15 protein-coding genes are annotated in these 25944 nt (G+C 42.0%); 6 read left to right on the top strand and 9 right to left on the bottom strand.

Annotated features, from left to right (window positions below; genetic code table 11):
• Positions 1–17 precede the first annotated feature (17 nt).
• From PHU20_RS04035 to PHU20_RS04055, 5 genes are all read right to left on the bottom strand, one after another.
• Complete coding sequence (locus PHU20_RS04035) at positions 18–1103, bottom strand: glycoside hydrolase family protein (protein ID WP_274824058.1); 1086 nt, start codon at positions 1101–1103, stop codon at positions 18–20.
• 18 nt (positions 1104–1121) lie between these two features.
• Positions 1122–2909 (bottom strand): alpha-L-fucosidase, encoded by a 1788-nt coding sequence (locus PHU20_RS04040; protein ID WP_274824059.1) that lies wholly within the window; start codon positions 2907–2909, stop codon positions 1122–1124.
• Positions 2910–2932: 23 nt separating this feature from the next.
• Positions 2933–4285, bottom strand: coding sequence for an alpha-L-fucosidase (locus tag PHU20_RS04045; protein WP_274824060.1), 1353 nt, complete (start codon positions 4283–4285; stop codon positions 2933–2935).
• Between the two features lie 121 nt (positions 4286–4406).
• On the bottom strand, positions 4407–5285 hold the full coding sequence (locus PHU20_RS04050) for a hypothetical protein (RefSeq protein ID WP_274824061.1): 879 nt from the start codon (positions 5283–5285) through the stop codon (positions 4407–4409).
• An 8-nt stretch (positions 5286–5293) separates the two neighbouring features.
• Positions 5294–6511, bottom strand: a complete 1218-nt coding sequence (locus PHU20_RS04055; protein WP_274824062.1) for a glycoside hydrolase family 88 protein — start codon at positions 6509–6511, stop codon at positions 5294–5296.
• 732 nt (positions 6512–7243) lie between these two features.
• On the opposite strand from PHU20_RS04055, the gene PHU20_RS04060 reads away from it, so the two are divergent.
• Both PHU20_RS04060 and PHU20_RS04065 read left to right on the top strand, forming a co-directional pair.
• A complete protein-coding gene (locus tag PHU20_RS04060; RefSeq protein ID WP_274824063.1) occupies positions 7244–10480 on the top strand; it encodes a SusC/RagA family TonB-linked outer membrane protein in 3237 nt (1078 codons plus the stop codon).
• A 33-nt stretch (positions 10481–10513) separates the two neighbouring features.
• The gene (locus PHU20_RS04065; RefSeq protein ID WP_274824064.1) at positions 10514–12301 is read left to right on the top strand and encodes a RagB/SusD family nutrient uptake outer membrane protein; all 1788 of its coding nucleotides are present in this window, start codon (positions 10514–10516) and stop codon (positions 12299–12301) included.
• Positions 12302–12946: 645 nt separating this feature from the next.
• On the opposite strand, the gene PHU20_RS04070 is transcribed toward PHU20_RS04065, so the two are convergent.
• From PHU20_RS04070 to rhaD, 4 genes are all read right to left on the bottom strand, one after another.
• Positions 12947–17131, bottom strand: coding sequence for a hybrid sensor histidine kinase/response regulator transcription factor (locus PHU20_RS04070; RefSeq protein WP_420828662.1), 4185 nt, complete (start codon positions 17129–17131; stop codon positions 12947–12949).
• A gap of 204 nt (positions 17132–17335) precedes the next feature.
• Positions 17336–18646, bottom strand: coding sequence for an FGGY family carbohydrate kinase (locus PHU20_RS04075; RefSeq protein WP_274824066.1), 1311 nt, complete (start codon positions 18644–18646; stop codon positions 17336–17338).
• A gap of 156 nt (positions 18647–18802) precedes the next feature.
• A complete protein-coding gene (locus PHU20_RS04080; protein WP_274824067.1) occupies positions 18803–20590 on the bottom strand; it encodes an L-fucose isomerase in 1788 nt (595 codons plus the stop codon).
• Between the two features lie 21 nt (positions 20591–20611).
• A complete protein-coding gene (gene rhaD / locus PHU20_RS04085; RefSeq protein WP_274824068.1) occupies positions 20612–21406 on the bottom strand; it encodes a rhamnulose-1-phosphate aldolase in 795 nt (264 codons plus the stop codon).
• A 102-nt stretch (positions 21407–21508) separates the two neighbouring features.
• Here rhaD and PHU20_RS04090 point away from each other — a divergent pair, with 102 nt between their 5' ends.
• The 4 genes from PHU20_RS04090 (at position 21509) to PHU20_RS04105 (ending at position 25941) form a co-directional block, all read left to right on the top strand.
• Positions 21509–22408 (top strand): AraC family transcriptional regulator, encoded by a 900-nt coding sequence (locus tag PHU20_RS04090; protein WP_274824069.1) that lies wholly within the window; start codon positions 21509–21511, stop codon positions 22406–22408.
• 339 nt (positions 22409–22747) lie between these two features.
• A complete protein-coding gene (gene aldA, locus PHU20_RS04095) occupies positions 22748–24187 on the top strand; it encodes an aldehyde dehydrogenase (protein WP_274824070.1) in 1440 nt (479 codons plus the stop codon).
• 106 nt (positions 24188–24293) lie between these two features.
• Positions 24294–25592, top strand: a complete 1299-nt coding sequence (fucP, locus tag PHU20_RS04100; protein ID WP_274824071.1) for an L-fucose:H+ symporter permease — start codon at positions 24294–24296, stop codon at positions 25590–25592.
• A gap of 13 nt (positions 25593–25605) precedes the next feature.
• Complete coding sequence (locus PHU20_RS04105) at positions 25606–25941, top strand: L-rhamnose mutarotase (RefSeq protein ID WP_274824072.1); 336 nt, start codon at positions 25606–25608, stop codon at positions 25939–25941.
• Positions 25942–25944 lie beyond the last annotated feature (3 nt).

Consider the following 25944-nt stretch of genomic DNA (forward strand, 5'->3'; position numbering starts at 1 on the left):
ATTTGATTAACTTCTTTCTATTTTAAAGGAACTACCATGTTCCATGTTTTTGTACCATTACCGAATCCACCCGGCCCATCCATGGTTGCAAAGAATATATGGGTGGGACGCCCATTTTCAACCAAGACAAAAGGGCGTTCCAATTGTCCTTGGCGTAGGGTTTCACCATTATCCCACTGAATTGTTTTCGTATAGGCTTTCGGATTTTCGTCTATGACCCAATCGATACCGTTTTTGGAATGTGCCAAAAGTCCATCGCCCTGCCCCCCGGTAATTTTACCCCGTTGGTCTTTTGCGATCATATGATACCCCGAATCATCGCTCCAAAGGTGTGGATCCTCGATTTCCCCAAAACGTTCCATTGAGAACAAGGGTTCATTTTTTACAACGGAATACCTTCCATCATATCTGGGGGCCGTGGCTACACCAATACCCATATCACTATGTTTTATACCATCTTCCTGATAGCTTCGTCCCTTAAAGAGTAAAACCACCGAGCCATCTTCCTTAATCAAGGGAGACGGATTTGAAGTTAAAAAACTATAGAACGTATTCGGACCAACATCCAATATAGGTGCATCCAAACGTTTCCATGGGCCGTACGGACTATTGGAAGTAGCCATTCCAACACGCTTTCCCCAGCGGCCTGCTATACACCATTTACTATCCAAAGTGAATTCATCGACATTATTTTCCGCCACATCCTCAAAAGGGTGCGTAGACCCCATATAATAAAGAATATAAACGCCTTTATATTTTACGATTTTAGGGTTATGGCAAGACCTTCCGTCCCAAAATTGTGCTCCTCTGGCCCCTAGGGCCACATCTCGGAATTTATAAGGTCCTTCAGGAACATCCGAGGTGGCATGAACAATCTCTGAAGCGACCATCCAACCCGGATGAAAAGGCAGCCATTTTGGCCAACGGGAGGCGTACATATGGTAGATACCGTCGTCCCCTTTAATCACAGAACTCCCCCAAACCCAATAATCTTCCATTTGGAGTCCGCCATTCATGGGGGCTTTTCCAAAATTATCATATAGGGCATTCTGCGCATTGCACGAGACGATAAATCCGATAAAACAATAAACGAAATACCTCATTCTTAAATACTCTTTTTCCTATTTAGCGGGTTGGATTTTAATCCCACGCAAGTTTATGGGCTTCCAATGGCCGGCCACCGGCATTAGCGACACCTCATAGGTACCTGCTTTATTAAGACGGAACGTACCCAATTCGGTATTTTTAAACCGTTTTGGGTTACTTCCTGTTGCCCGAATTTCAATGTTCCTGGATTCCCCGTTCACTAAAACCGTTACTTCGGTATCCTCTTTTCCGGAATATGAGGCCACCAACGTATACCTACCCGGTTTGTCAATACCAACTCCCCAATACACCCTGGCCGTTTCACTATCCCAACTCTCAATGCAATCCAAATGTTCGTTGTATTGCGCCCCCGGTCCTTGGAGATTCTCGTATTGTGCCCTATACGCCGGTAAATCAGCCACACCTTCACTATCTTGCCCCAATGGTTTTTGCGGCAACGCATCGGGAAGATCGGTTAATTTTAAAACGATAACCGATGCCACACTATCCGGTGCTTGTCCTGTCAAGGCAACTTGGATTCCGTCTTCAAAATCGGTGGTTTTGAACGTCCTGCCCTTATCAGTGAGCAAATAACATTCCGCAACCTTATTTTTAAGTCGGATCGGTAATGAGACACCCGCTTTCCAATCATAGACGTGAAGATACAAAATCCCCTTACCATCAACGGTCTTCATGGTTATTCGTCCCCATTCGGGTTGGGTAACGGGACTGGCTTGTGTACCGTAAATGGCTTCCCCGTTTTTATCGATCCAAGAGCCTATGGCCTTCAATCGATTAATCGCTTCAGGTCTCAACGTGCCTTCCGAAGTCGGACTCACATTCAATAAATAGTTACCTCCTTTACTGCTTTGGTCTATGAGGTTTCGAATCAGTGTGGGTATGGGTTTAAAATTATCATCATCACTACGATATCCCCAACTACCGCTGATGGGTTGGCAAAGTTCCCAATAATCCGCTTCAGGCTTGAATCTGGGACCCTGCCTTTCAAAGGTCTTGTGATCGCCTGGATAATCCTCACCCAAACGATCGTTAGTGATAATGGCCGGTTGTAATGCCGTGGTAATATGATAAAGGCTATCGACTACGGCTTTGGTCATTTTCCTGGGGGTATCCCACCAAAAAATGGCAATAGGGCCATATTCGGTCAAAAGTTGCTTCACTTCGGGAAGCGCTTTCTCATACACGTATTGATCGCTACTCACCCTAGTGATTGTAGAATCCCAATTGTTCCCCATACCCCCTGGGTGATGCCAATCTTGGGCCTGTGAATAATAAAAACCGAATCGTATCCCTTCTTCTTGGCAGGCTTTTGCCAAGTCTTTCAACACATCGCGTTTATAGGGTGTGGCATCCACGATGTTGTATTTGCTGCTTTTAGAACCGAACATGGAAAAACCATCGTGGTGTTTTGCGGTAATGACCATATATTTCATCCCCGCTTCCTTGGCCAAGGCCACGAATTCTTTGGCATTGAATTTTTCCGGATTGAATCGGGCCGCAAATTTTTCATATTCCGCAATGGGAATCCTGCCCTTATTCATGATCCACTCCGCACTATTGGTCTGGGCTTCCCCATTGTAAAAACCTGCGGGAACGGAATAAATACCCCAATGGATGAACATCCCGAAACGGGCTTCTTGCCACCATGCCATTCGTTCCTCATCGGTCATTTGTTTTCCCTCCGCATTGTTGGCAGCCCCATCATGGCGTTTATCCCCACAACCGACGTTGATCAGCAAGGCAATAATTAGGACTTTAAGTACTATTTTACGACTATATATGTTTTTTAACTTTGTAACCATCAATCCCATTTTCCAAATTTGAATTATTCCAAGAATTGCCCACTTATAACTCCATCAACCTCCAATTTAATCACGCTTGCAATGGCATCGGGAGCCTTACGGGGTAGTTTAAGGACCACCCCATGATCCAAAGCTTTCACAGCGATCTTTTCATCGGAATCCAACAAACTGTATTTCAATACCTTATTCTGTAATCCCGGAACGGTCAATTCCCCATCGGTGGGCCAGTCGAACACCGATAAATAAAGTACGGTATTTCCGTTTTCGACCCTTTGGGTACAACGTCCCCAATCGAATTTTCCAAAGGGACTGAAAGTAGTACCATAAATGGCTTCCCCATTGACGTTGATCCAATCCCCAACGGCCTTAAGTCTTTCGACCGATTCGGCAGGGATAACCCCCTCGCCGGTAGGCCCTACATTCAGTAAAAAATTCCCTCCTTTACTGGCGATATCGATTAAATGATGTATCAATTCTTCACTGGTTCGCCAATCATTATCCGCTTTATTGTACCCCCAATGATTATTCATGGTCATACAGCTTTCCCAAGGTTTTATCGAGGCCCCTTCAGGCACTTCCTGCTCATTAACGGTATAATCGCCCAAACAGGGACCTACCCTGCTATTGATGATACATTTAGGCTGTAATTCCCGGATTATATCCACGATTTTCTGGCCTTGTTGTTTACTTACCAATTCATAGGTATCGAACCACATCACGCCTATATCCCCATAGTCGGTCAATAATTCCTTTATTTGAGGTATGGCCTTTCTATCCAAATATCGTTGTAGCTTCTTGTCTTTTTCAATAGGATAATCGATAAGATTACTTCTCCATGCGATGTTACCGGCATACCCGGTAGGGCAATCCGGATCTTCCCAATCCCGACCCAAGGAATAATACACGCAAAAGCGCAAGCCCTGTTTTTTACACTCCTCGGCCAATTCTTTAAGTGGGTCCCTTTGAAAAGAAGCCCCTTTGATGATGTTATGGTCATTTACTTGGGAATTGTACATGGCAAACCCGTCATGGTGTTTTGAAGTGACCACAATATATTTCATTCCGGCATTTTTAGCAATGGACACCCATTCTTTGGCATCGAATTTTACCGGATTGAAAGTCTTGGCGTATGCCTTATATTCCTGAAGGGGAATTTTCGCGGTAAACTGTAACCATTCGGCATGGTTCGTTTCCCCATTCCACTCCCCCCCGGCTTGGGAATACACTCCCCAATGGATGAACATGCCGAAACGTGCATCTTGCCACCATTCCATTCGTTCTTCCGGAGAGATTTCAGTACTATTTGCTGCATTTTGGGCATTTGCCGAACCGAACACCAAAACAAAAAGCAATATGAAATTCTTGATTTTTCGCATTTTCCAATTGTTTATACCATAGTTTGTTACTGACCTTTTCTTTAACAACTTACCGAAATACAAAAAAAATTGTTGATAGGTGTGCACCAACCCCTATTTTTCTTAAGCCAACCATGGATCATCATTTTATTACCTGATGCGCTATGATCTCTTTGGCATCATTCGGATTCGTTTTTTGCTTACCTGTCAACAGGTAGATGACCATTCCTGCATCCGAAGCGTCAAAATCCCCCTTTTTAATACAGGTCAACTGGCGCTGATACAACCAATCCATCTGCTTTTCTTTTTGGAGTGATTCCTTTCTGATGGGTGTTGTCTTTATCCAAGAGAACAATTCTTTAGGGGCTTTCATCCCCTCATAGTCCTCACCGCCATTCTGATCGAGGATTCGATCCAAAACCAACCCCTCGGGTTCGAATTTGTTTTTGATTTGATCCCATGTCCATCCCGAATGGTTTTCCCAATCATAGGGTTTGTTCGAATGGTTGTTATTCCAATTCGAATGTGATATAAGTCGAACAAATTTCAACTTGGAAGGTTTTGCCTTTTCGATGGCACAGCCTACCACATGCATTGGCCCGGCCGCAATAATATATAACGGACTCTTCTCGCTCGATCTATCGATCGCATCGGTTATCGCACGAATTGCCTTTTTGGGGCGCTCCACAGCTTCAATAAAATTTGAATTCCCAAAGTTGAATATTTTTTTCCCTTCGAGAGCACTTACCAACATTTCTTCTTTACCTTTCTCCTTATCGTGGTTACTTCCCCAGATATGATCACTGAAAGTATAAACGGTAAGACTATCCTGTAATCCTTTCGCAGCAAGCAGCGCCAGGGAAAAAGGTGTTGCGGCCCAATCATCATGATCGTGCTCATTACCATCCGAGCTAATGACGATCCTACCTTGAGCATACGGTATGGTTTGTGCTTTGCCTTCCAAAGAGGATACCCCTAGCAATATAAAAAGAATGCAATTATATGTTAGGCGCTTATTCATATAAAATGTTATGATTTAACCACGTTTTGACTATCCGCAGCTTCGTCCAATTTTTTCAATCGCAATAGGGCCTCCATATAGTAATAATCGGCATAAACAATAGGAATGTCTATTTCAGAATTTTTGGGATAATGCCCCGTGGAATGTAGCAATAATGCCTGGTTGGCGTCCCCACTATAATATTCCTTGGACGAAAGTACGGTAACCAAATGCCTGGCAGCATCTTCATATTTTTGCTTCAATTCCTCATTTTCGACCAAACCGGACAACTCCAACAAACCACATGCAGCCACCCCGGCCGCAGAGGCATCTTTTGGTGCGTTCGGGATATCCGGGGCATCAAAATCCCAGAATGGGATACCATCTTCAGGCAAACGGTTCAAGAAATGGTCCGCTACCTTTATGGAAGTATCCAGAAAATCTTTTCTATTCGTTTCCCTAGCCGCAATGGCAAAACCATAAATCCCCCAAGTCTGTCCCCTGGCCCACATCGATTCATCGGCATAACCCTGATGGGTTTTCCCTTCTATGAAATCTCCGGTAACCTCATCAAAGGAACCCACATGATATATGGCACTATCAGGTCTGACCAAATTCTTCATGGTCACATTGGCATGACTTTCCGCTATATCGTATAAGTCATGACTACCCCCGTTCTTTGCGGCCCAAAAAAGCAACTCCAAGTTCATCATATTATCGATGATGGTGTTGTGTTTGAATTTCTTTACCTGGGAAGGCCATGAAAGTATACTGCCCACATTCGGATTGTATAGTGTGGCCAAGGTATCGGCCGCGGACAACAACACCTGTTTATATTCGGGATCCCCCGTTAATCGATACCCATGACCATAGCTTAAGTACACCATAAAACCAATATCATGGTTATCGGCAGGGCTATAGGCGATGGTCTTTAATGGGGCGGTGAATTTTTCCGCTTCCTTCTTTATCGATTCGTCCCCTGAAGCTTCGTAGGCATACCACAGAATGCCGGGCCAGAACCCACTACACCAATCGTATACATCGACCGTTTCCCAAGTGGTCTGTCCTTCCGGAATATTTCTAGGAAATTGATCGGCGCTTTCGACCGTTGACGCTGTCGCTTTAATTTTTTTGACATTATCGGATAACACCTTGGTAGGTGAAAATTCAATAATCTCCTTTTTTTCCGTGGCACATGAAACAATCAATAACGAAACAAATAAAATTAGTGGTTGCCTTATTCTCATCTGAAGTATTTTTTTGAACCCTTGCGAATTCATTAAGGTTGAAATGTTAGTATTAGTAAATAAGAAAATCAATAAAATCACAAGGGTTTATCCGTTGGTTATTACTATGTATTTTAATATGGATTTCCTTGAATACAAGTTTACCGAGATTAGCCCACAGGGGAGATAAAATATCACTCATATCCTATAAAATATCATCCTACACCCCAAGATTATGGTTGTAAATGCACTTCAACGCAGAGTGATGGATTTTTTTTCCGAAATGGCCCCTTAAAAATCGACCCATTCATTAAAATCCGCAGCGTATCTTTAAGACATCATCCCGAAAAAAAATCAAAACCCCACCAAAACACCTCTCCCTACCCTATCAGAACAGAATTTATGCAATACATTGATTTTAAGTTATTTACATGCGTTACATCCCATCAAAAAGGGTGTTTATCCTTATAATCAAGACGTTGTAAAAAACAATGTACCGGCCATAAATAGGGAAATACGTTTTGTTGATGCTCCCCTTCGCTGAAGTAAAAATTACAGTACGACAGAAGTTTCATTACCTGTAATTTATCACCCATTTATCGTAAAGAACATATAATTTATACCTAATGAATCATAATTTATAGTCCTTTGCCTAAAATCTAGTTAACATTGCCTTAACAATTGTCAGATCGACAGTTTTTACACTGTTATTTTTAAAATAAACTAACTTATGAACCTTTAAATGATAATTCTATGATTAAACTAAGTATTCAATCAAAACAGAGGCTTTTTTCGAAGCTGTGCTGCATTTTGGGAGTTTTGGTTTTTGGTATGCAATACATGCATGCAGAAACCACAATTCCCAATTCAGGGGAAATAACCATTGACAAAAACATTCAACAAGGCACAACGGTAACGGGTGTAGTTGTGGGCAGTGATGACGGAGTGGCGCTCCCAGGAGTTGCCGTAGTCGTTAAGGGGACCACCACAGGTACGGTAACGGATTTTGACGGAAACTATACCATCACCGCTCCTTCAACCGATGCCGTATTGGTTTTCTCTTACTTAGGTTATGTGACCCAAGAAATCCAAGTGGGATCGAAAAGCGTTATCGATGTAACCTTGGAACCGGATACTACGGCACTGGACGAAGTGGTAGTAGTAGGTTATGGTACCGCCAAAAAAGAAACCTTGACAGGTTCTATTGAACAGGTAAAGTCCGAAGTTTTTGAGGATATCGCGACAGGTAGCCCTGCCTTGGCACTTCAAGGTAGAACACCGGGATTGGTCATAACCCGTAATTCATCCAGACCTGGTGACGAGAATATTAATTTCTTGATTCGAGGGGCTTCTTCCACTAATGGAATAGATCCCCTAATTGTAATTGATGGGGTACCGGCAATCAACACTACCTCATTTACCGATATGAATCCAAATGACATTGAAAACATCAGTGTACTTAAAGGGGGCTCTGCCTCTGTATACGGTTCCCGTGCCGCCGGTGGGGTCATTTTGGTGACCACTAAAAAAGGGAAAGGCGATATCAAGGTTGATTTCAGTACGATTACCCGTATGGGAACCATAGGTATCCGCCCACCAACACCCACCATGGAAGAATATGGGCAATTATACCTAGAAGCAGTAGATGCTGATTTGGTCGCTGGTAAAAGTCCCCGATATTTCTTTTGGGATAACCATGAAACATTGGAAAGAATCGCTAACGGTGAAGAAGGGTATTATGATTTAGCGATCAATGGAACAGTATGGATGGCAGAAGGGAATAGATTTGATGAAATGTTCGGTAATTCTTTCTCCACGCAACACAACTTTAGTATATCCGGGGGTACTGATAAAAGTAATTTCCGTATTTCTGCTGGTTATGATGAAAACGTGGGTGGTTTAAAAATAGCTGATGACTCTTCGGACAGATATAATTTCTCATTGAATTATAATGTCAATGTTTCTGATAGATTGAGCATTAATACCAACGTCTCTTATTTTCACAGACATATATCCGGGCCTACTGGAGGCTTATCAAGGGATGCCGCAACCTATGATGCGCCCTTATTCCCTTCATATAACCAATATGGACAATATTATTCTGTCTTCGGGGGTGTGAACATCGCAGGTAGAAGAAACGCTGTTGCACAGGTTATAGATGGTGGGCGTACCAACGAAATCGACGAACAATTTAAAATATCCGCTTTACTTGATTATAAGTTAACCGATCATTTAAATGTAACGGCTTCCTACGCTATAAGTAAACAAAATAGTGAAGATCAGGCATACACCTTGTCTGTCCCCCTTTATGATTGGGACGGCAACCTTGCTACCACGATTACTGATCAAAGTAACACCTATATTGAGGAAGAAACCGGTAACGTAGTCTATAAAAACTACAAATCCACTTTAAATTACAACAATACTTTTGGGGATCACAAAATATCCGGATTATTGGCCGTTGAAGCTGAGAAAAACGAAAATAACGGACTAAGGGCCAGAAGAACCGGTTTTGTTGACTATGGGGTGTATGATTTGAATTTAGGTTCAACCGATGGAAATATTACAACCGAAGGTGGCGGAAACACTTGGGGTGCTTTTGGTTATATCGGTCGTTTAAATTACAATTATAAAGAAAAATATTTATTGGAGGTGCAAGGTAGACGCGATGGATCTTCCAGGTTTGCGGATGGTCAAAAATGGTCGAACTATTTTAGTGCATCCGGTGGTTGGGTCATCAGTTCCGAAAAATTCCTTGAAGATAACAACACCATTTCTTTCTTGAAATTACGGGGTGGTTACGGTGAATTGGGTAGTACATCCGGTTTCGGCAACTTTGGCTATTTATCCACTGTTAGTTTTGGAACTACCGTTTTTGGACAGACCGATGCAGGGCAACAGGTAACCACAAAAGCCAGTAGTTTGTTCAGTGATACTACGACCTGGGAACGTATCATAACCAAAGAAATCGGTGTGGATTTCAGATTATTCGATAACCATGTATTCGGTTCTGTAGATCTCTATGAGAAAGATAATAAGGACATGTTGGTTAGCTTGGTTTACCCTGACCTACTCGGAACCGGGGCTCCTGTTACCAATTCCGGTACCTTGGAAACCAGGGGATGGGAAGTTCAATTGGGATGGAATGGAAAAGTCGGTGATCTGGATATAAGCGTGGGTGCCAATATGAGCGACTCAAGAAATAGACTTACGCAATACGATGGCGCCGAATCTATCCAAGCTGGTTTGAATGATGTGGACGATGATGAAAATATTTTAGGAAAACCCATCAACTCCTTTTATTTGTATGACACCGACGGTTATTTCCAAACCCAGGACGAAGTAGATGCGTACTATGCTACCTATGGAGGGAAAGAAAACAGTATTTTATATGATCAGAGTAATGCTGCAGGTTTGGTTCCCGGAGATACAAAAATCATAGATTCCAATGGGGACGGCGTTATCAACACGGATGATTTAACATATCATGGCGATAACAGCCCACATTATACGTACGGATTCAATTTGGATTTGAAGTATAAGAATTGGGATTTTAGCACCTTTTTCCAAGGCGTAATGGATCAGAGTATTCTTAGAACAGGATACTTTTCAGCACCTTTTCAACAAATATGGCAAAACCAAGCCACAACTTGGTTAGGTACCACGTGGACACCGGAAAATACCAATGCACGATATCCAAGATCCACTACACAAAGAAATGTAACTAATTGGAATTATATCAACAAAGATTTCATGTTGCAAAACAACAGGTACATCAGATTAAAATCCCTTGTTCTGGGCTATAGTTTTAAAGATCTTAAAATCGGTAATACACCCATTAACAACTTGCGGATTTATTTTTCAGGAAATGATTTATTCGAGTTCACCAGTGTAAAGGATGGTTATGACCCCGAGGCGCAAGAAGGAACAAATGATGCAACCTACCCATTCATGCGTACATGGGCATTGGGCTTAAAAGTTTCTTTATAAGTTATATGAATATTTAAACTAAAAAATATACAAATGAAAAACATAATATATATAATATTACCATGTATCATGGTATTCTTCACCTCATGTGAGGACGAATTTATAGACTTAACACCCCCTGCGTCTATCACCGACGATGTGTATTACACCGAAGCAGAACACTTTGCAACAGGATCCAATAAGTTCTATCCGTACTTGATGGGCTGGGGCGATCAAGGGATTTATTCAGATCATGGCTCCGACTTAGTGGGTTATGAAGAAGGAAGTGATATGCAGGAATACGGTAGAGGAGAAACCATTGCATCGGTAGATGATGATTATTACACCGATACGTATGAATATATACGGGACATCAACCTTTTATTGGAGCGTGCAGAGGATTATGATGGGGAAGAGAGTATCGTGGAATATGTAGCAGCCACTAAAATGCATAGGGCTTGGCAGTATTTCTTTTTGGTACAGCGATTTGGGGGCGTTACCTTGGTAACCTCCTCCTTGGATGTGGATTCCGAAGAATTATATGCCCCAAGAAACAGCCGATATGAAGTTGTCGCCCAAATCATCGAAGACCTTGATGATGCCATAGCAGGTTTACCCTATGAAGCCGAAATCGCTTCTGAAGACAAAGGCAAGTTCAGTAAGGAAGCCGCTCAGGCCTTTAAGGCAAAAGTTTTATTGCATGAAGCTACGTGGATGAAATATGTAGGTACCACTACCGATGGTGACGGTACCAGTACGGGGGCCGGTAGTGCAGGCTATGATGCTTCGAACATCACACCTTATTTACAGGAAGTGGTTTCCCTCACGCAATCCGTGATGAATTCAGGTACCTTTGAATTATGGGATTATAATGACGTGTTGGATGATTTGAGTTCCAATTTCCTTTTCAATTTGGAAGGTAGCGGATCTAACCCTGCCGGATTGGACAAGGCAACCAATAAAGAGTTCATTCTTTATGGTAAATATGATTTTACCTATAGGCAAGCAGGTACCTTGGTAAGCCATGTTTACGAAGGAAGGTTAAAACCCAGTAGAAAAATGATGGATCTGTTTTTATGCACCACCGATGGTTTGCCTATAGACCAATCCAGTGATTTCATTGGCTATACGAATACCCCCGATGAGTTCGCAAATAGGGATTTACGTATGCGGGCGTATTTCACTTATCACCAAACCCTTGGCGAGATACCTCAGAATGGGGACGTAGAATTATCGGGTGGTACCAATTATGGCTACTTCAACTCAAAGTTCATGAGCTGGAACTGGGGATCAACCGATGCTTATAGGGCAACAATGACCGAATCGTATGACATTCCATTAATACGTTTGGCGGAAGTGTATTTGATGTATGCCGAAGCCCTGTATGAGTTGAATGGTAGTTTAACCGATACGGAAATGAATGCGTCTATAAACTTGATTAAGGACAGGGCCGGATTGCCCCCTATTTCCAATGCTTTTTTAGCCGTAAACAATATGGATATCAAAACCGAGATCCGAAGGGAACGGGCCATCGAACTTTACGCCGAGAGCGGATCTAGGTATTCCGACTTAAGACGTTGGGGAATCGCCGAGGAAGAATTGGGTGAAGCGGTATATGGTGCTGTTTTGGAAGGTACTATTTATGAGGATAATGACGCGTTATACTCTCCCGATTCCTATAATTACCCCGCTGAAACGACTACAACAGGGGTTGGCGAAAGGGTTTGTCTTACCATACAACCTGCATCGATACGAAATTTTTCAAGGGAGAATTATTTATTCCCCTTACCGACCTCCCAGCTAAATTTAAATGATCAATTATTGCAAAACCCTGGGTATTAAATAATAAACATATTATTTGTTATTGTTAGTTTGAGTTAGTCTAGTTGAAAAGGTGGCCGTTGTAAAAACGGCCACCTTTTTTTGTTATCGCCGTCGCCTATTCCAACGGTATCCAACCCCGTATAATGATCGTTGGTCATACTCAAGCCATACTTGTTTAGGTTTAAAATGGCTATAGAACCGGAATCCCATGTAATTTGACCCTTGCCCTGATTATTTCCAGGGCCCTAATAATTTTAGACTACCCTATCGTTCGCACTGGGGAAGAAAATCGCCAATAAGGGTAAGCTGCCCTAGGGAGCGTAAGCTTTATTAAAAATATATCTTTCCATTCCAAAGGATGGGACCAAAAAGGTTTGAAAGAAATCTTACCGCAATGGATCATAGTATCCACACCACTACCTATGGTCTCCCCTATCCTGTCTTAGCGCTTCGTTACCGCATCCTTTTACAATGTACGGCACAATGTTTCCCTTGCTATAATCCTCCCATAGAGACCATGTATGCCCTTTAAGACCCCTGAAATAAAGATTGAAGGGAATCTAATAACCCCTTCATATGAAAAGGCCATACCGGCCATTGGAAGTAATCCGAAATTTCTATTTGGAAACTAGTACTGCTCAAAGGTGGTTGCACTGCATTATTCTAGTCCGTCGTAATGGTGCTTTTCTTTTCCTCCATGAATTCCGTGGGGGTAACCCCGAACAATTCACGAAAGGTCTTACTGAAATACGCCGTGGAATTGAAACCGGACATATGGGTAACCTCTTTGATGGAATACGTATTTTTGAGCAACAGTTCCGAAGCATAGCGCAATCGTATCGTGCGAATGAAATGACTTGGGTTCTTGCCGGTCAAGGAATTGATCTTTCTATAGAACTGGGACCTTCCCACCCCTATTTCCTTGATGATATCTTCCTGCTTGAAATCAGGGTCATCAATATTTTCAAGCACGACTTTTGTAGCCTTGTCCAAAAATACCTCGTCGATATTGTTTGATGTCACCTCGCTTGAGGGAATTATCCCCCCGATTTCAGAGAACCTTTTTCTCAATCTTTTCTTGGCCTCGATCAAGTTCTTTATCCTGGACCTCAAGACCCGTGTTACGAATGGTTTAGACAAATACCCATCGGCCCCATTGTCATATCCTTCTATACGGTCTACCTCTAAACTTCTGGCCGTCAACATGATGATGGGTATATGACAGGTTTCAAACTCCGTTTTCAACTGCTTGCACATTTCGAAACCGTCCATGACCGGCATCATCACATCACTGACAACAAGGTCTGGAAGGTGTTTTTTGACCATCGACAGACCTTCTTCCCCATTCTTGGCCTGTAAGACCTTATATTGATCTTCAAGATCGTTTTTCAAGTGCAACCTAAGCTCCTTATTATCCTCAACAAGCAAAATGGTAGGCTTTTCAATCTCACTATCCATCGCCTCGACAGACTGGGCAATAGCCTCGTCATCGGCTATATACATATCATATTCCACCGATTTCATGGAGTTGATCAAAAATTCATTTTTGATATTCTCAACTTCCACTGGTGCGGCATCACTGTTCAAAGGCAACCTAACTACAAATTTACTCCCTTGTCCGGGTTGGCTTTCTACCGTAATCTCCCCATTGTGCAACTCTACCAATCCTTTGGTAAAATTAAGCCCAATTCCTGTCCCCGATTTCGTAACATCGATATGATAAAAACGGGAAAAAATATTTTTCAATTGCTCCTTGTTCAATCCTACCCCCGTATCTTTCACGACAATCTCAACATAATCCCCTAATTTATTCTTCTTTAGGAGGCTTCGGGCCGCCTTATTGTCCCCTTCCATGACTTTTTCTATGGAAACCGAGATTTCCCCTCCCGAATTGGTGAACTTGATCGCATTGGAGATTAAGTTCGTTATTATCTTTTCCACCTTGTCATAGTCAAAGAGCATGGAAATTTTATCCTCAAGGGGTATAAATCGGTAATCGATATCCTTTTTGGTCGCCAGACCGATGAACAACGAAAAAATATCTTCGGTAAATTGTACGATGTTCCCTTTTTCCAATTGCAAAGGGGCCATACCAACATCCATTTTCCTATAGTCCAACAATTGGTTGACCAAATGCAACAGCCTTCTGGCACTTCTTTGTATGGATATGGCCGAATTTTTGACCACCTCGGGATTCGTCTCAAAATTGGACAAAATTTTATCGACCGGATTCAATATGAGTGTCAAAGGGGTTCTGAATTCATGGGATACGTTTACGAAAAACTGCAGCTTCAATTGATCCAGTTCGTGTTCCTGGGCTTCCTGTACCTTTAATGCGTAATACCGCATTATGACCCAAACGATGATCAATACGACGGCAATATATATGGTATAGGCCCACCACGTTTTCCATGGAGGTGATAATATCTGGAATTGAACCCGGGCTACCTCTGCTTTGTCCCAATTACCGTCTACGGAAGCCTTTACTTCAAGCGTATAATCCCCGGGCTGTAAGTTGGAATGGTTCACGACCCTGTTACTTCCTATATCCACGAAATCATTGTCCAAACCTTGCATTTTATAGGCATAATGCACCTGTTCGGGATTCTCAAAATAAAGGGCCACGAATTCAAAGGAAATGTAGTTCTCATTATACTTCAATCGTAGTTTTTCCCCGGCATCCAAAGGGTGTTTTATCAAAACCCGGCCATTAACGGAATCCCCTTGTACAATGGTTTTATTGTTCAGTTTAAATCCGGTTATCTTCGGGTGTAGTTTAACGGCCGTAGGTATTTTGATATGATCCGGATGAAAAATATTGAATCCATTGATACCACCGGCTATGATACGCCCATCGGTTGTTTTTTCGATCGATTTACTCTGGAATTCGGGTCCTTGAAGTCCATCGTGACTATTGAAGTTATTGATTTGATCTGTTCGGGGATTCAATAAGGAAAGACCACTTTTGGTGGTAATCCAAAAGTTATGGTTATCATCTTCCAATAATCCCACTACCAGGTTGTTAGGCAGTCCGTTTTGGGAAGAATATGATTTCACCAAATTCAAATCCGGATCCAATTTGTATACCCCCGTGTCTGCCCCAATCCAAATGTTACCCAAGTGATCCTCAACGATATCATTGATCAGATTGTCTTCTATACCCCGTACCTTGATCTCGGAAAAAACGAGTTCTTCCGGTACCGTTTGCCCCAATGTGTTCAAATCAACATAGTTGAGCCCCAACGACGTACCCACCAAAAGCCTATTCTTCGAATCTATGAACAGGAAGAACACAAAATTACTGGCCAGGCCATTCTCGACCCCTGTAATGTTCTTATAATTGTGGAATTTTGATGTTGCGGGGTCGTACAAACTCAACCCTTCGGTTCGTAACCCCAACCACAGCCTGTTGTTCCCGTCTTCGACCCCGGACCAAACCGAATTTTGACCTATTGAATTGGGATCCAAAGGGTCGTGCAGATAACGTTTTACATTATGGGTTATGGGGTCGAACCTATTTAATCCCCCGTCCAAGGTACACACCCAAATATTACCATCCTTGGACTCAAAGGTATATAGGATCTTATTCGAGCTTATGCTATTTGTATCATAAGGGTCGTGGCTAAAATGCGCAAAGGAATTATTTTCCTCCTCAAAAAGGTTCAGGCCTCCGTTATAGGCACTGATCCAAATTTGTTCATGGCAATCCTGTAATACCGATTGTACGGCCTTCTCGCTCAGGCCATTCGGCACATCGGGCTGATAATAATAATGTCCGAAGGCATTTCGTGAAAGATCTAATTTACTTACACCCTTATCATAGCTCCCGATCCAGAAAATACCATCGCTACCCTTATAGATTTTGGAGGGTTTGTTATTGGGCAAGGAAAATGGATCCGAGAAGTTACTGACCAGGTTTTGTTCCACTTTTTCCAAGTCCTTATTCAGGAAAAATAGCCCATGCCCATCTGAAGATGCCCAAACAAACCCATTTTCATCCAAATAGAAATCCCTTATGGGTACATGTTCTTCGGTAAACGATTTATGGATGAAACTATTCTCCTTTCTGTTCCAAATAACGATATTGGAAAGATCGTTACCGATCCAAAAATCGTTGTCGGCATCTATGAACAGATTTTTGGGAATATGGTTTAATTCATAGTTTTCCTTGTTCTGTATTAATATTCTTTCAAAATTATCATGTACGGCATCGTAGCGATTTAAATGGGGACCATTCGTACCCACCCAAATGAAATTGTCCTTATCCTTTAGGATGATATTGACCACATTATTATCCAATGAATTTAAATTGGAGGCCTCATTGAGGTAGTAGAAAAATTTCAGGTCATTTTCATTACGCTCGAAGTCCTCCAATAGGATTTTTATGACCCCATTGTTCGTGGCTACCCATAAGGCATTGCCAATTTCATCATATAAAAGGCCATTGATGAATTTACGGGTATTGTTCGTGAGCGATAACTGTTTGTAAAGATCGATACGCTTAAAATCATTCGTTCTTTTATTGAACAGGTTAAGCCCGTTATTGGTCCCGATCCATAAATTCCCATTGGCATCTTCCGCAATGGCATTGATCCTATTGTTGCTAATGGAAGTGGAATCGTTTAGGATCGATTTATAAACCTCGAATTCATAACCATTGTATTTATTCAACCCATCGATGGTACCAAACCACAAAAACCCTTCAGAATCTTGAAAAATGGTCAAACAAGTACTGCTGGAAAGGCCATCAACCGTATCTAAATTTTCAAATTTAAAGTTGCTGAATTGCCCTAAACATATAAAGTTCGTTAAACAAAATAAGATAAGAATATAAAATCTAAAGCCCATGTATCGTTCGGTTTCTAATTTTCCATAAAAAAAAGGTTTTACAGCAAGAAGGCGTAAACCGATAAAACCTTTCAAAAGCAAAAAATAGTATGAACAATTCTAAGGAGACCATCAAATATGCCCCTTAATACCTTTCATTAAAACAAGTTTAAAAAAAAACCAAGGTACAAAAAAGCGGCGTATGGAAAAGGTTCATTTCCCGATTTATAAATATTTTTTCATCAAAAGTGCAGCACCTAAAGCACTTGCATTTTTTATGGCCGGGAATACGATTTTTTGTTGTGGCATCATTTGGGAAAGAAACTCAACGAAAATATCGTTCTTATTGAACCCTCCGGTAATATACACCTTACTCGGACTACTTCCGGCATCCAATATGAGCTGTATGCCTTCAAAAACCAGGTGGCTTATTTCATAAACCAATTGATGATAGGCCGATTCAAAACCGCTGAATAGTCCAATTTGTGAAAAATCGCCCATATAATCCCCTGAAATCCCGTTCGGAAAAAATATACGGTTTGCCCCTTCTATGATATCCGCACAAGCTTGTTTGTCCAAAACCACATCAAGAAAATGATTTTCATCAACACCGAAATGGGTGCATAAGCTTTTGGTATTCACTTCATGGACATGCCCTAAAAACTGCATCGAGGACTTTATCTGCTGCCGACTAGGGGTCATAAAGCACAAACAATTGTTATTCAGCTGATGTGTGGTCAGGGTTTCCTTACTAAACGGATTCATGGCTATGATCCAGGTACCTGTGGAAAGCAAAACAAAATCCCCATCACCATGGTCTTCCAATAGTGGGATAATGGAGGAAGAACTATCATGTAATCCCGCCCCGATGGCGATACGTTCCCCATTCACCTCTGCCACTATGGCTTCTTTCCCATCATTCGGTTCGGGCAATTCAATACCCTCATCCTTAAGCCAATCATGGTATCGCATATTGTCAAAATCCCATGTGGCCGTATGCGCACCAATGTATGTATAATCGGCGGTTATTTCTTTGGTGAACAAGTAACTTAAATACTGCGGATAGTGTACTATGGACTTTACCTTTCCCCAAACATCGGGCTTTTTATTTTTGAGCCAAACCATCTGCATGCCCGTGTTTAGCATACCATAGGCGGGAGATGCCGTTTTTCTTGAAAACTCCTCGACACCGCCATGAGCATCATATATAAACGAATAATCGCTGGACTCCAAAGGTTTTAGATAATTGTACAAAGGTGCCGAACGCTTCCCTTTTTCATCTAAATAAACCAATGAGGCACCATGGGTAGAAAAGTTGATGGCCTTTATGCTGTAGTTTCCTTCCGCCTGAATGTTCTTTATTTCACTTAAGATCCAGTCTTCAATGGCATCCAAGTCATCGCAAGGAAAGCCGTCATCATCCTTGACCTCATCGAACTGTCTGTATTTCTGGAAAACCACTTGGAAAGATTCATCGAACAGTAATATTTTTTTGTTCGTTTTTCCAATATCCAAGACTGCTATTACTTTCTTCACACCTTAAAATTTTATAGATGCCAAAGCTTCCCCTTTTATCCTTTGAAGATAAAAAGGGAAAACACTTGATCATCACTTATGGAACAAACCAGGTAATCTATAACCAATCCAATATAAAAACTCAACCGACTACCTCGCACTATCCCATAAACTTTCTTAACCTTTAAAGCCATATAATGGCCCATAATTTTCACATGCCCTATAATCAGCACCTTCAAGGTCTTCACCAAAGGCAGACCAAGCACTGGGCCTAAAGACATCATTTTCATCCACATTGTGCATGTTTACGGGTATTCTCAACATAGCTGCCAAAGAAATTATATCGGCCCCTATATGCCCGTGAGAAATGGCACCATGGTTTGCACCCCATTTGGCCATTACGGTATATACGTCTTTAAAGAAGCCTTTACCCGTAGTTCTTGGTACGAACCAAGTTGTAGGCCATGTTGGGTCTGTTCTTTCATTTAAAACGGTATGGATATCCTCTGGCAATTCAACGCTCCATCCCTCTACCAATTGTAAAACCGGTCCGATCCCTTTTATTAGGTTCACACGACACATGGTCAATGGCATAGTGCCCTTGGTCAAAAACTGGGATGAAAACCCACCGCCCCTAAAATATTCGGTAGTAGCGGGTGGCCATTTGGTGTTATCCAAACATCTTTGGACATCATCTTCCGTAATATCCCAAAAAGCTTTCATGGTTGGGTTCCCTTCAGCATCCAATTGTTGGGCCGTAGCATCCAAGGTTGTAGAGCCGGAGTTAATCAAGTGGATAATTCCATTTTCTGCAATCCCGGTTAATTTTTTCCCCGTTACACGTTCAACAGAATCCGGACTCCAATAGGTACGTACATCGGAGAACAACTGTGCTTTATTCGTCAATAAATGACCAAACAACATGGATATGGCGTTTAGACAATCGTTTTCCGTTGCGAACACATAGGCCTGGCGAATACCGTTCCAGTCAAAAGATGAGTTTAGAATAGACTCCGTAAAATCGGCATTGGGTTGGTAATCGGTCCATTGTCGTTGTCCTTGGAAACCTCCCATAATGGCGTTTCGTCCTTTAGACTCCTCACCAAATCCCATCTCTTTCAACTTAGGGTTTCCGTTCATTAAATCTTTACAGATCAAAGTCATTTTCACGACTTTCTCCCACTCTTCATCTTTTTGTTCACGGGATTTCTGACTTTCAGGACTGTTTCTATCTTCGCCTTCTTTACAATTTTCTTTGGTCCAAGCAAGTGCTTTTGCATACTCTTCTTGATCGAAAATATTATTTTCCATACGGCGCAAAAGTTCAACAGATTCCACGAACTCTGCCCGAACCCCGAGGTAATCCTGTAAAAAATTCACATCTACCATAGAACCTGCAATTCCCATAGAACTATAACCAATGGATAAATACGATTTCCCTTTCATTTGGGCAACCGCCAAAGCACCCTTTACGAAACGTATGATTTTCTCGGAAACATCCTGGGGGATGGTTTTATCGCCACCATCTTGAACTTCTTTTCCGTATATTCCGAAGGCCGGTAACCCTTTTTGGGAATATCCTGCCAATGCCGCTGCCAAATAAACAGCCCCTGGTCTTTCGGTCCCATTAAAGCCCCAAACCGCTTTCGGTAATAAGGGATCGGTATCCATAACTTCGGTACCATAGCACCAACATGGCGTTACCGTCAAAGAAACCTCTACGCCTTCCCTTTTGAATTTATCTGCACATGCCGCTGCATCCGCAACACCACCGATAGTAGTATCCGCAATAACACATTCTATTTTTTCCCCACTGGGAAAACGTAAGGTGTCCTGAATTAATTTTGCGGCCGCTTTGGCCATATCCATACACTGAACCTCTAAAGATTCCCTAACTCCTAATTCACGTCCGTCAATTACAGGACGAATACCTACTTTTGGCAACCTGCCTATTAGTCTACTCATATTCGGATAAGTTTTATGTTTTTAGGTGAATTGTTCCAATTCAACCAATTGTTCGTTCGATAATCCTGCCGGTTTAAAACCAGCGGCCCAACACATCATCAACAATTTGGCACCTTTGTTGGCCACATCCAACAAATCCCAAGCTTTCATGACATCCGGAGCGGTAGCAGTTGCACCATGCTTTTCCCATAACGACACATTTCTTGTTTTAAACGCCTCTATGGTCACTTTTGCCAATTCTGCCGTACTGGACAACGCATAAGGTGTACAGTGGATGCCTTTGGGCACAAATACTTTTACTTCCGGACACATCATCCAGATTTGCCTATTCAATTCTTCCTCATCATTGAACAACTCGTGGTGGCTCATACAAATCAACTCTAATGGATGCGTATGCACTACCGCTAAGTTTTCGGGATGATGTTGTGAATTGAACAAATGGATACTGGCATGGGAGATCAATTCGCAAGTAGGTCCGAAATTATCCCGTTTTCCGCCCCAAATAATCGAATATGCCGTGGCGTCCTCATTGATATAAAGAATACAGGACACTTCTTCGAGTTTATCGACCAAATCGCGCAAATAACACCCGGTACCTGTTATGTAAATAACAAACCCTGCTGCCTCTTTCGGAAAATCGAAGGCCACTTCGGTACCGATCCCTTGAACTTCTTCTTTTGTAAAAAAAGAGGTCAAATTCATCGATATATTCCCTGCATTTCGCTCTGCCCATTCGCGCTGCCATAAATAGCCCGCTACTTCGGACACTTTTTTCAATTCTTTTTCTACCTGTAATGGAAGTTTTAAGGTTTTCATATGCTATAATTAAACTATACACCAACAAAAATACTTCGACACTAAGTCCCATGAAATATGTAAAACACGTATTTTTGTATCTAATTTAAACATTGGGTATAAATGAAACTTGTCAAGGATATAGAATTGGGCGATCCCTCATCAAACAAGCAGCATTTTATCGGGCTTAAATTAAATTTACTTTGTTGCAGGTATTGGTTGCTTGATCTTTGGGATTGCCACGATATGGTTTTTCCTTTTTGGAGACTTTATTGGAACAAAAACGAGGGGGGCGAATTAATCCACCAAAACAAGGTTTACACCATGACCCCAGACCATATCTACATCATCCCACCGTTCACATCCTTCTCAACCAGGTTTACCAAAAACCACATGTTCAATGAAGGAATACACGTTTCGGGAAAGCACCTTACCAACAATTACACAGAGGAAGAATATAAGGACGACTACCTGATCCATTTCTTTTCCCATTTCAATTTGGGGGTTCCGTTCGATAACGTATATCCCGGGGTTTTTCAAATTGAATTAACTGATTATCTAAGGGATAGACTACAGTATTTAACCGAAAGGTTGAAAATTGAAAATACCGATTTCAAATTGACTTTCAATCTAAAATTACAGGCATTCATCAAAGAAGCACTCACCAATATCGGACCCGAATTATGGAAGGCGATCAACATCGATGAACGGGTCTTGAAAGTCATTCGCTTTATTGAAATAAACATCGAAAAAAAATTAAGCAACCCCAAAATGGCCGAGATTGCGAATATGGCCCCGAACTCCTTTGCCCGGCTATTTAAGGAAGAGATGAACATTACCGTACAGAATTTCATCCAAAACAGGAAAATAGCCAAAGCCTGTGATCTATTCGAACAAACCAACGATTCGATCGAAGAGGTTTCCTTTAAACTCGGTTTTTCCGACCGTTACCATTTCTCCAGGGTATTCAAGTCCGTTATAGGATTAACCCCCGCCACTTACAAATCGGGCAGATACACCTAGGCGTAAGGCATCCTTTGTGGGTTAAATTGAATATCAAGACCTAGTTGAACCACCAAGCGTGATCATTACCCAAAACCCTCAACCTAACCCATTTAACATGGCGGTCAGCTATTCGATATCAGCTTTTAAAATGTCACTTTACCCCTCTCAATGTTTAAATTATTCATATTATTGATTGTTACAGATAAATACTTTCTTTTTGTTATATCCTAAATTTGTTAGGATGTTTATTGCCAAATGATGTAAAATTTCTTAATTCACTGAAATTTTGAAAATACAAGGCATAAAGATCGAATTCTCCTTAACACTTGATCACTAATTAAAAAAAAAACGGAATAAATGAAAGAATTTAATCAATTTATAAACGGGAAGTTCGTAAAATCGACTTCCACCGAAACCATAGAGATCACCAACCCATGCACCGAGGAAGTATTGTCGGTCATTCCCAAAGGATCGGCCACGGATGCGGAAAATGCATTGCAAGCCGCCCAGGCCTCACAACATACTTGGAAGTCACTCACAGCAATCGAAAGGGCCAATCACTTGAACAAAATGGCCGATGTTATCCGTGAAAACAGGATCTTTTTGGCCGAAACATTGGCTTCGGAACAAGCCAAGGTTTTAGGTCTGGCCCAAGTGGAAATCGATGTGACCGCGGATTATTTTGATTACAACGCAGGTTGGGCAAGAAGGATTGAAGGCGAAATAATACAAAGTGACCGTAAAAAAGAACATATTTACCTGCATAAGGCACCTATAGGGGTTGCCGTGGGCATATTGCCCTGGAATTTCCCATTCTTCGTAATGGCCCGGAAAATAGCCCCTTCCCTGGTCACCGGGAATACCTGTATCATCAAACCGAGTTGCGAAGCACCCAACACCGTAATGGAATTCGCGAAGCTGATCGCGAACATTGGTTTACCGGCAGGGGTCCTGAATTTTGTATGCGGATCGGGTAGTATTGTCGGAAACACCTTGACCAAAAGTCCGATTACGGGAATAGTGAGTTTAACCGGAAGTGTTTATGCCGGACAAAAAATAATGGAAGCGGCAGCCGAGAACATTACCAAGGTTTCCTTGGAATTGGGAGGAAAAGCCCCGGCCATCGTCTGTGCCGATGCCAATATGGATTTGGCGGTAAACGCGGTCGTTTCATCCAGGGTCATATTCAGTGGTCAAGTTTGTAATTGCGCCGAACGTGCCTATGTGGAAGATTCCATATATGACGAGTTCATGGACAAGGTTCAGAAGAAAATGTCCCAATTGAAGGTTGAAGACGCCTTTGCCACCAATGACCCGGATATGAGCAGTATGGTGTCGAAAGACCAAGTGGAAAAAGTTTCCCAGATGGTTGAATTTGCCAAAAAGGAAGGTGCCGAAGTTGTTGTCGGTGGCACCCGGTCTGAAAGATTCGACAAAGGCTATTTTTATCAGCCCACCTTACTGACCAATGTTACCCAGGACATGCAAATTATTAAAGAAGAAGTTTTTGGACCTGTATTACCTGTCATGAAATTCAGTACCTTAGACGAGGCTATTGCCTTGGCAAATGATTGTGAATACGGATTGACCTCTTCCATATTCTCCGAGAATTTCAATAAGGTAATGCATGCTTGTGAAGAACTGGAATTTGGTGAAACCTATGTAAACCGCGAACATTTCGAGGCCATACAAGGCTTTCATGCCGGCTGGAAAAAGTCGGGTCTAGGCGGTGCGGATGGTAAACACGGAATGGAAGAGTACTTACAGACCAAAGTTATCTACGCACAATATAGATAGATACAAAAAATATTTAGAAGCAAAAAGCACTTGTTGATCTAGACCCCCCAATCTGTTTCAAAAAAGTGCTTTTTGTTATTGACTGCAACCATCAAACAGAGTTAGAATGACCAATACCCAAAAAATCCCCGTAGTATCCAAAGAGGTACTTATCCCCTTTATTACCATCACCTCATTATTTGCCCTTTGGGGTTTCGCCAACGATATTACCAACCCTATGGTCGCCGCATTCGGTACCGTCATGGAAATTTCGACCGCCAAAGCCGCACTAGTACAATTTGCTTTTTATGGGGGGTATGCCACAATGGCGATTCCGGCAGCCTTATTTGTTCGGAAATACAGCTATAAAAAAGGCATCATACTGGGCCTGATCCTCTATGCCATAGGAGCCTTGCTCTTTTATCCTGCAGCAAAGTTCGAAGTTTTCGGCTATTTTTTGGTTTCCCTTTATATTTTAACGTTCGGATTGGCATTTCTTGAAACAACGGCCAACCCTTTTATCCTTTCGATGGGTGATCAACAAACAGCTACAAGACGACTGAACCTAGCCCAAGCCTTTAATCCTATAGGATCTCTATGCGGCATGTTCGTGGCTTCCAAATTCATTTTGACCGCACTGGATTCCGACAAAAGAAACGAAGCTGGGGAACTGATTTTCAACACTTTGGATTCCATCGAAAAAGCAGCCATACGAACCCACGATTTGGCGATAATCAGGAATCCGTACGTCATCCTCGGTTTTGTGGTCATCGGTATGTTGGTCATCGTATCAATCACGAAAATGCCCAAAAGGGCACACAAGGAAAATCAGAGCAGCGCCCTTTCCTCTTTTAAAAGATTGTTTAAAAACAACAAATATAAAGAAGGGGTAATAGCACAATTGTTCTATGTGGCCGCCCAAATCATGTGTTGGACATTCATCATCCAATATGCCGGAAATTTGGGAATTCCGAAAGCCGAAGCCCAAAATTACAACATCCTGGCCATGAGTATTTTTCTATTGAGCCGTTTTATCAGTACATTTCTCATGAAGTACGTGAACTCCAGGAAATTACTCATGATCTTTGCGCTTTGCGGCATGGCTACGATAAGCGGTGTCATTTTAATTGAAGGTATCATGGGCTTATACTTATTGGTCGCCACCTCCGCTTTTATGTCTTTGATGTTCCCCACTATTTACGGAATCGCACTCAATGGCTTAAAAGAAGAAGATACGGCCTTGGGGGCAGCAGGATTGGTAATGGCCATTGTCGGCGGGGCTTTAATGCCCATAATGCAAGGGACACTTATCGATATGGGAACCATAGGACCCTTCTCAGGCGTTAATTTTTCGTTCATTTTACCTTTTCTGTGCTTTACCTTTATCGCGATTTACGCCTATAGGACATTTAAGGTCCATAATTAATCGAAAAATTGAAATGAAGAAATATTGTTTGGCATTGGATCTAAAGGACGACCCCGAATTGATTGGGCAGTACAAGGAACATCACAGGAAAGTGTGGCCCGAAATCACAAAAAGCCTGAGGGATTCCGGGATTGAGAAGGCCGAAATTTACAACGTAGGGAATCGACTGTTCATGATTTTGGAGGTAAACGACTCTTTTTCTTTTAAACAAAAAGAACAAATGGACAACGCCAATGAAAAGGTCCAGGAATGGGAGGATCTTATGTGGGAATACCAGCAAAAATTACCTTGGGCAAAGCAAAACGAGAAATGGATGTTAATGGATAAGATTTACGAATTAAAAGATTGAAAA

Source organism: Maribacter polysaccharolyticus, from assembly GCF_028882255.1.
In the GTDB taxonomy this organism is placed as follows: Bacteria; Bacteroidota; Bacteroidia; order Flavobacteriales; family Flavobacteriaceae; genus Maribacter_A; species Maribacter_A polysaccharolyticus.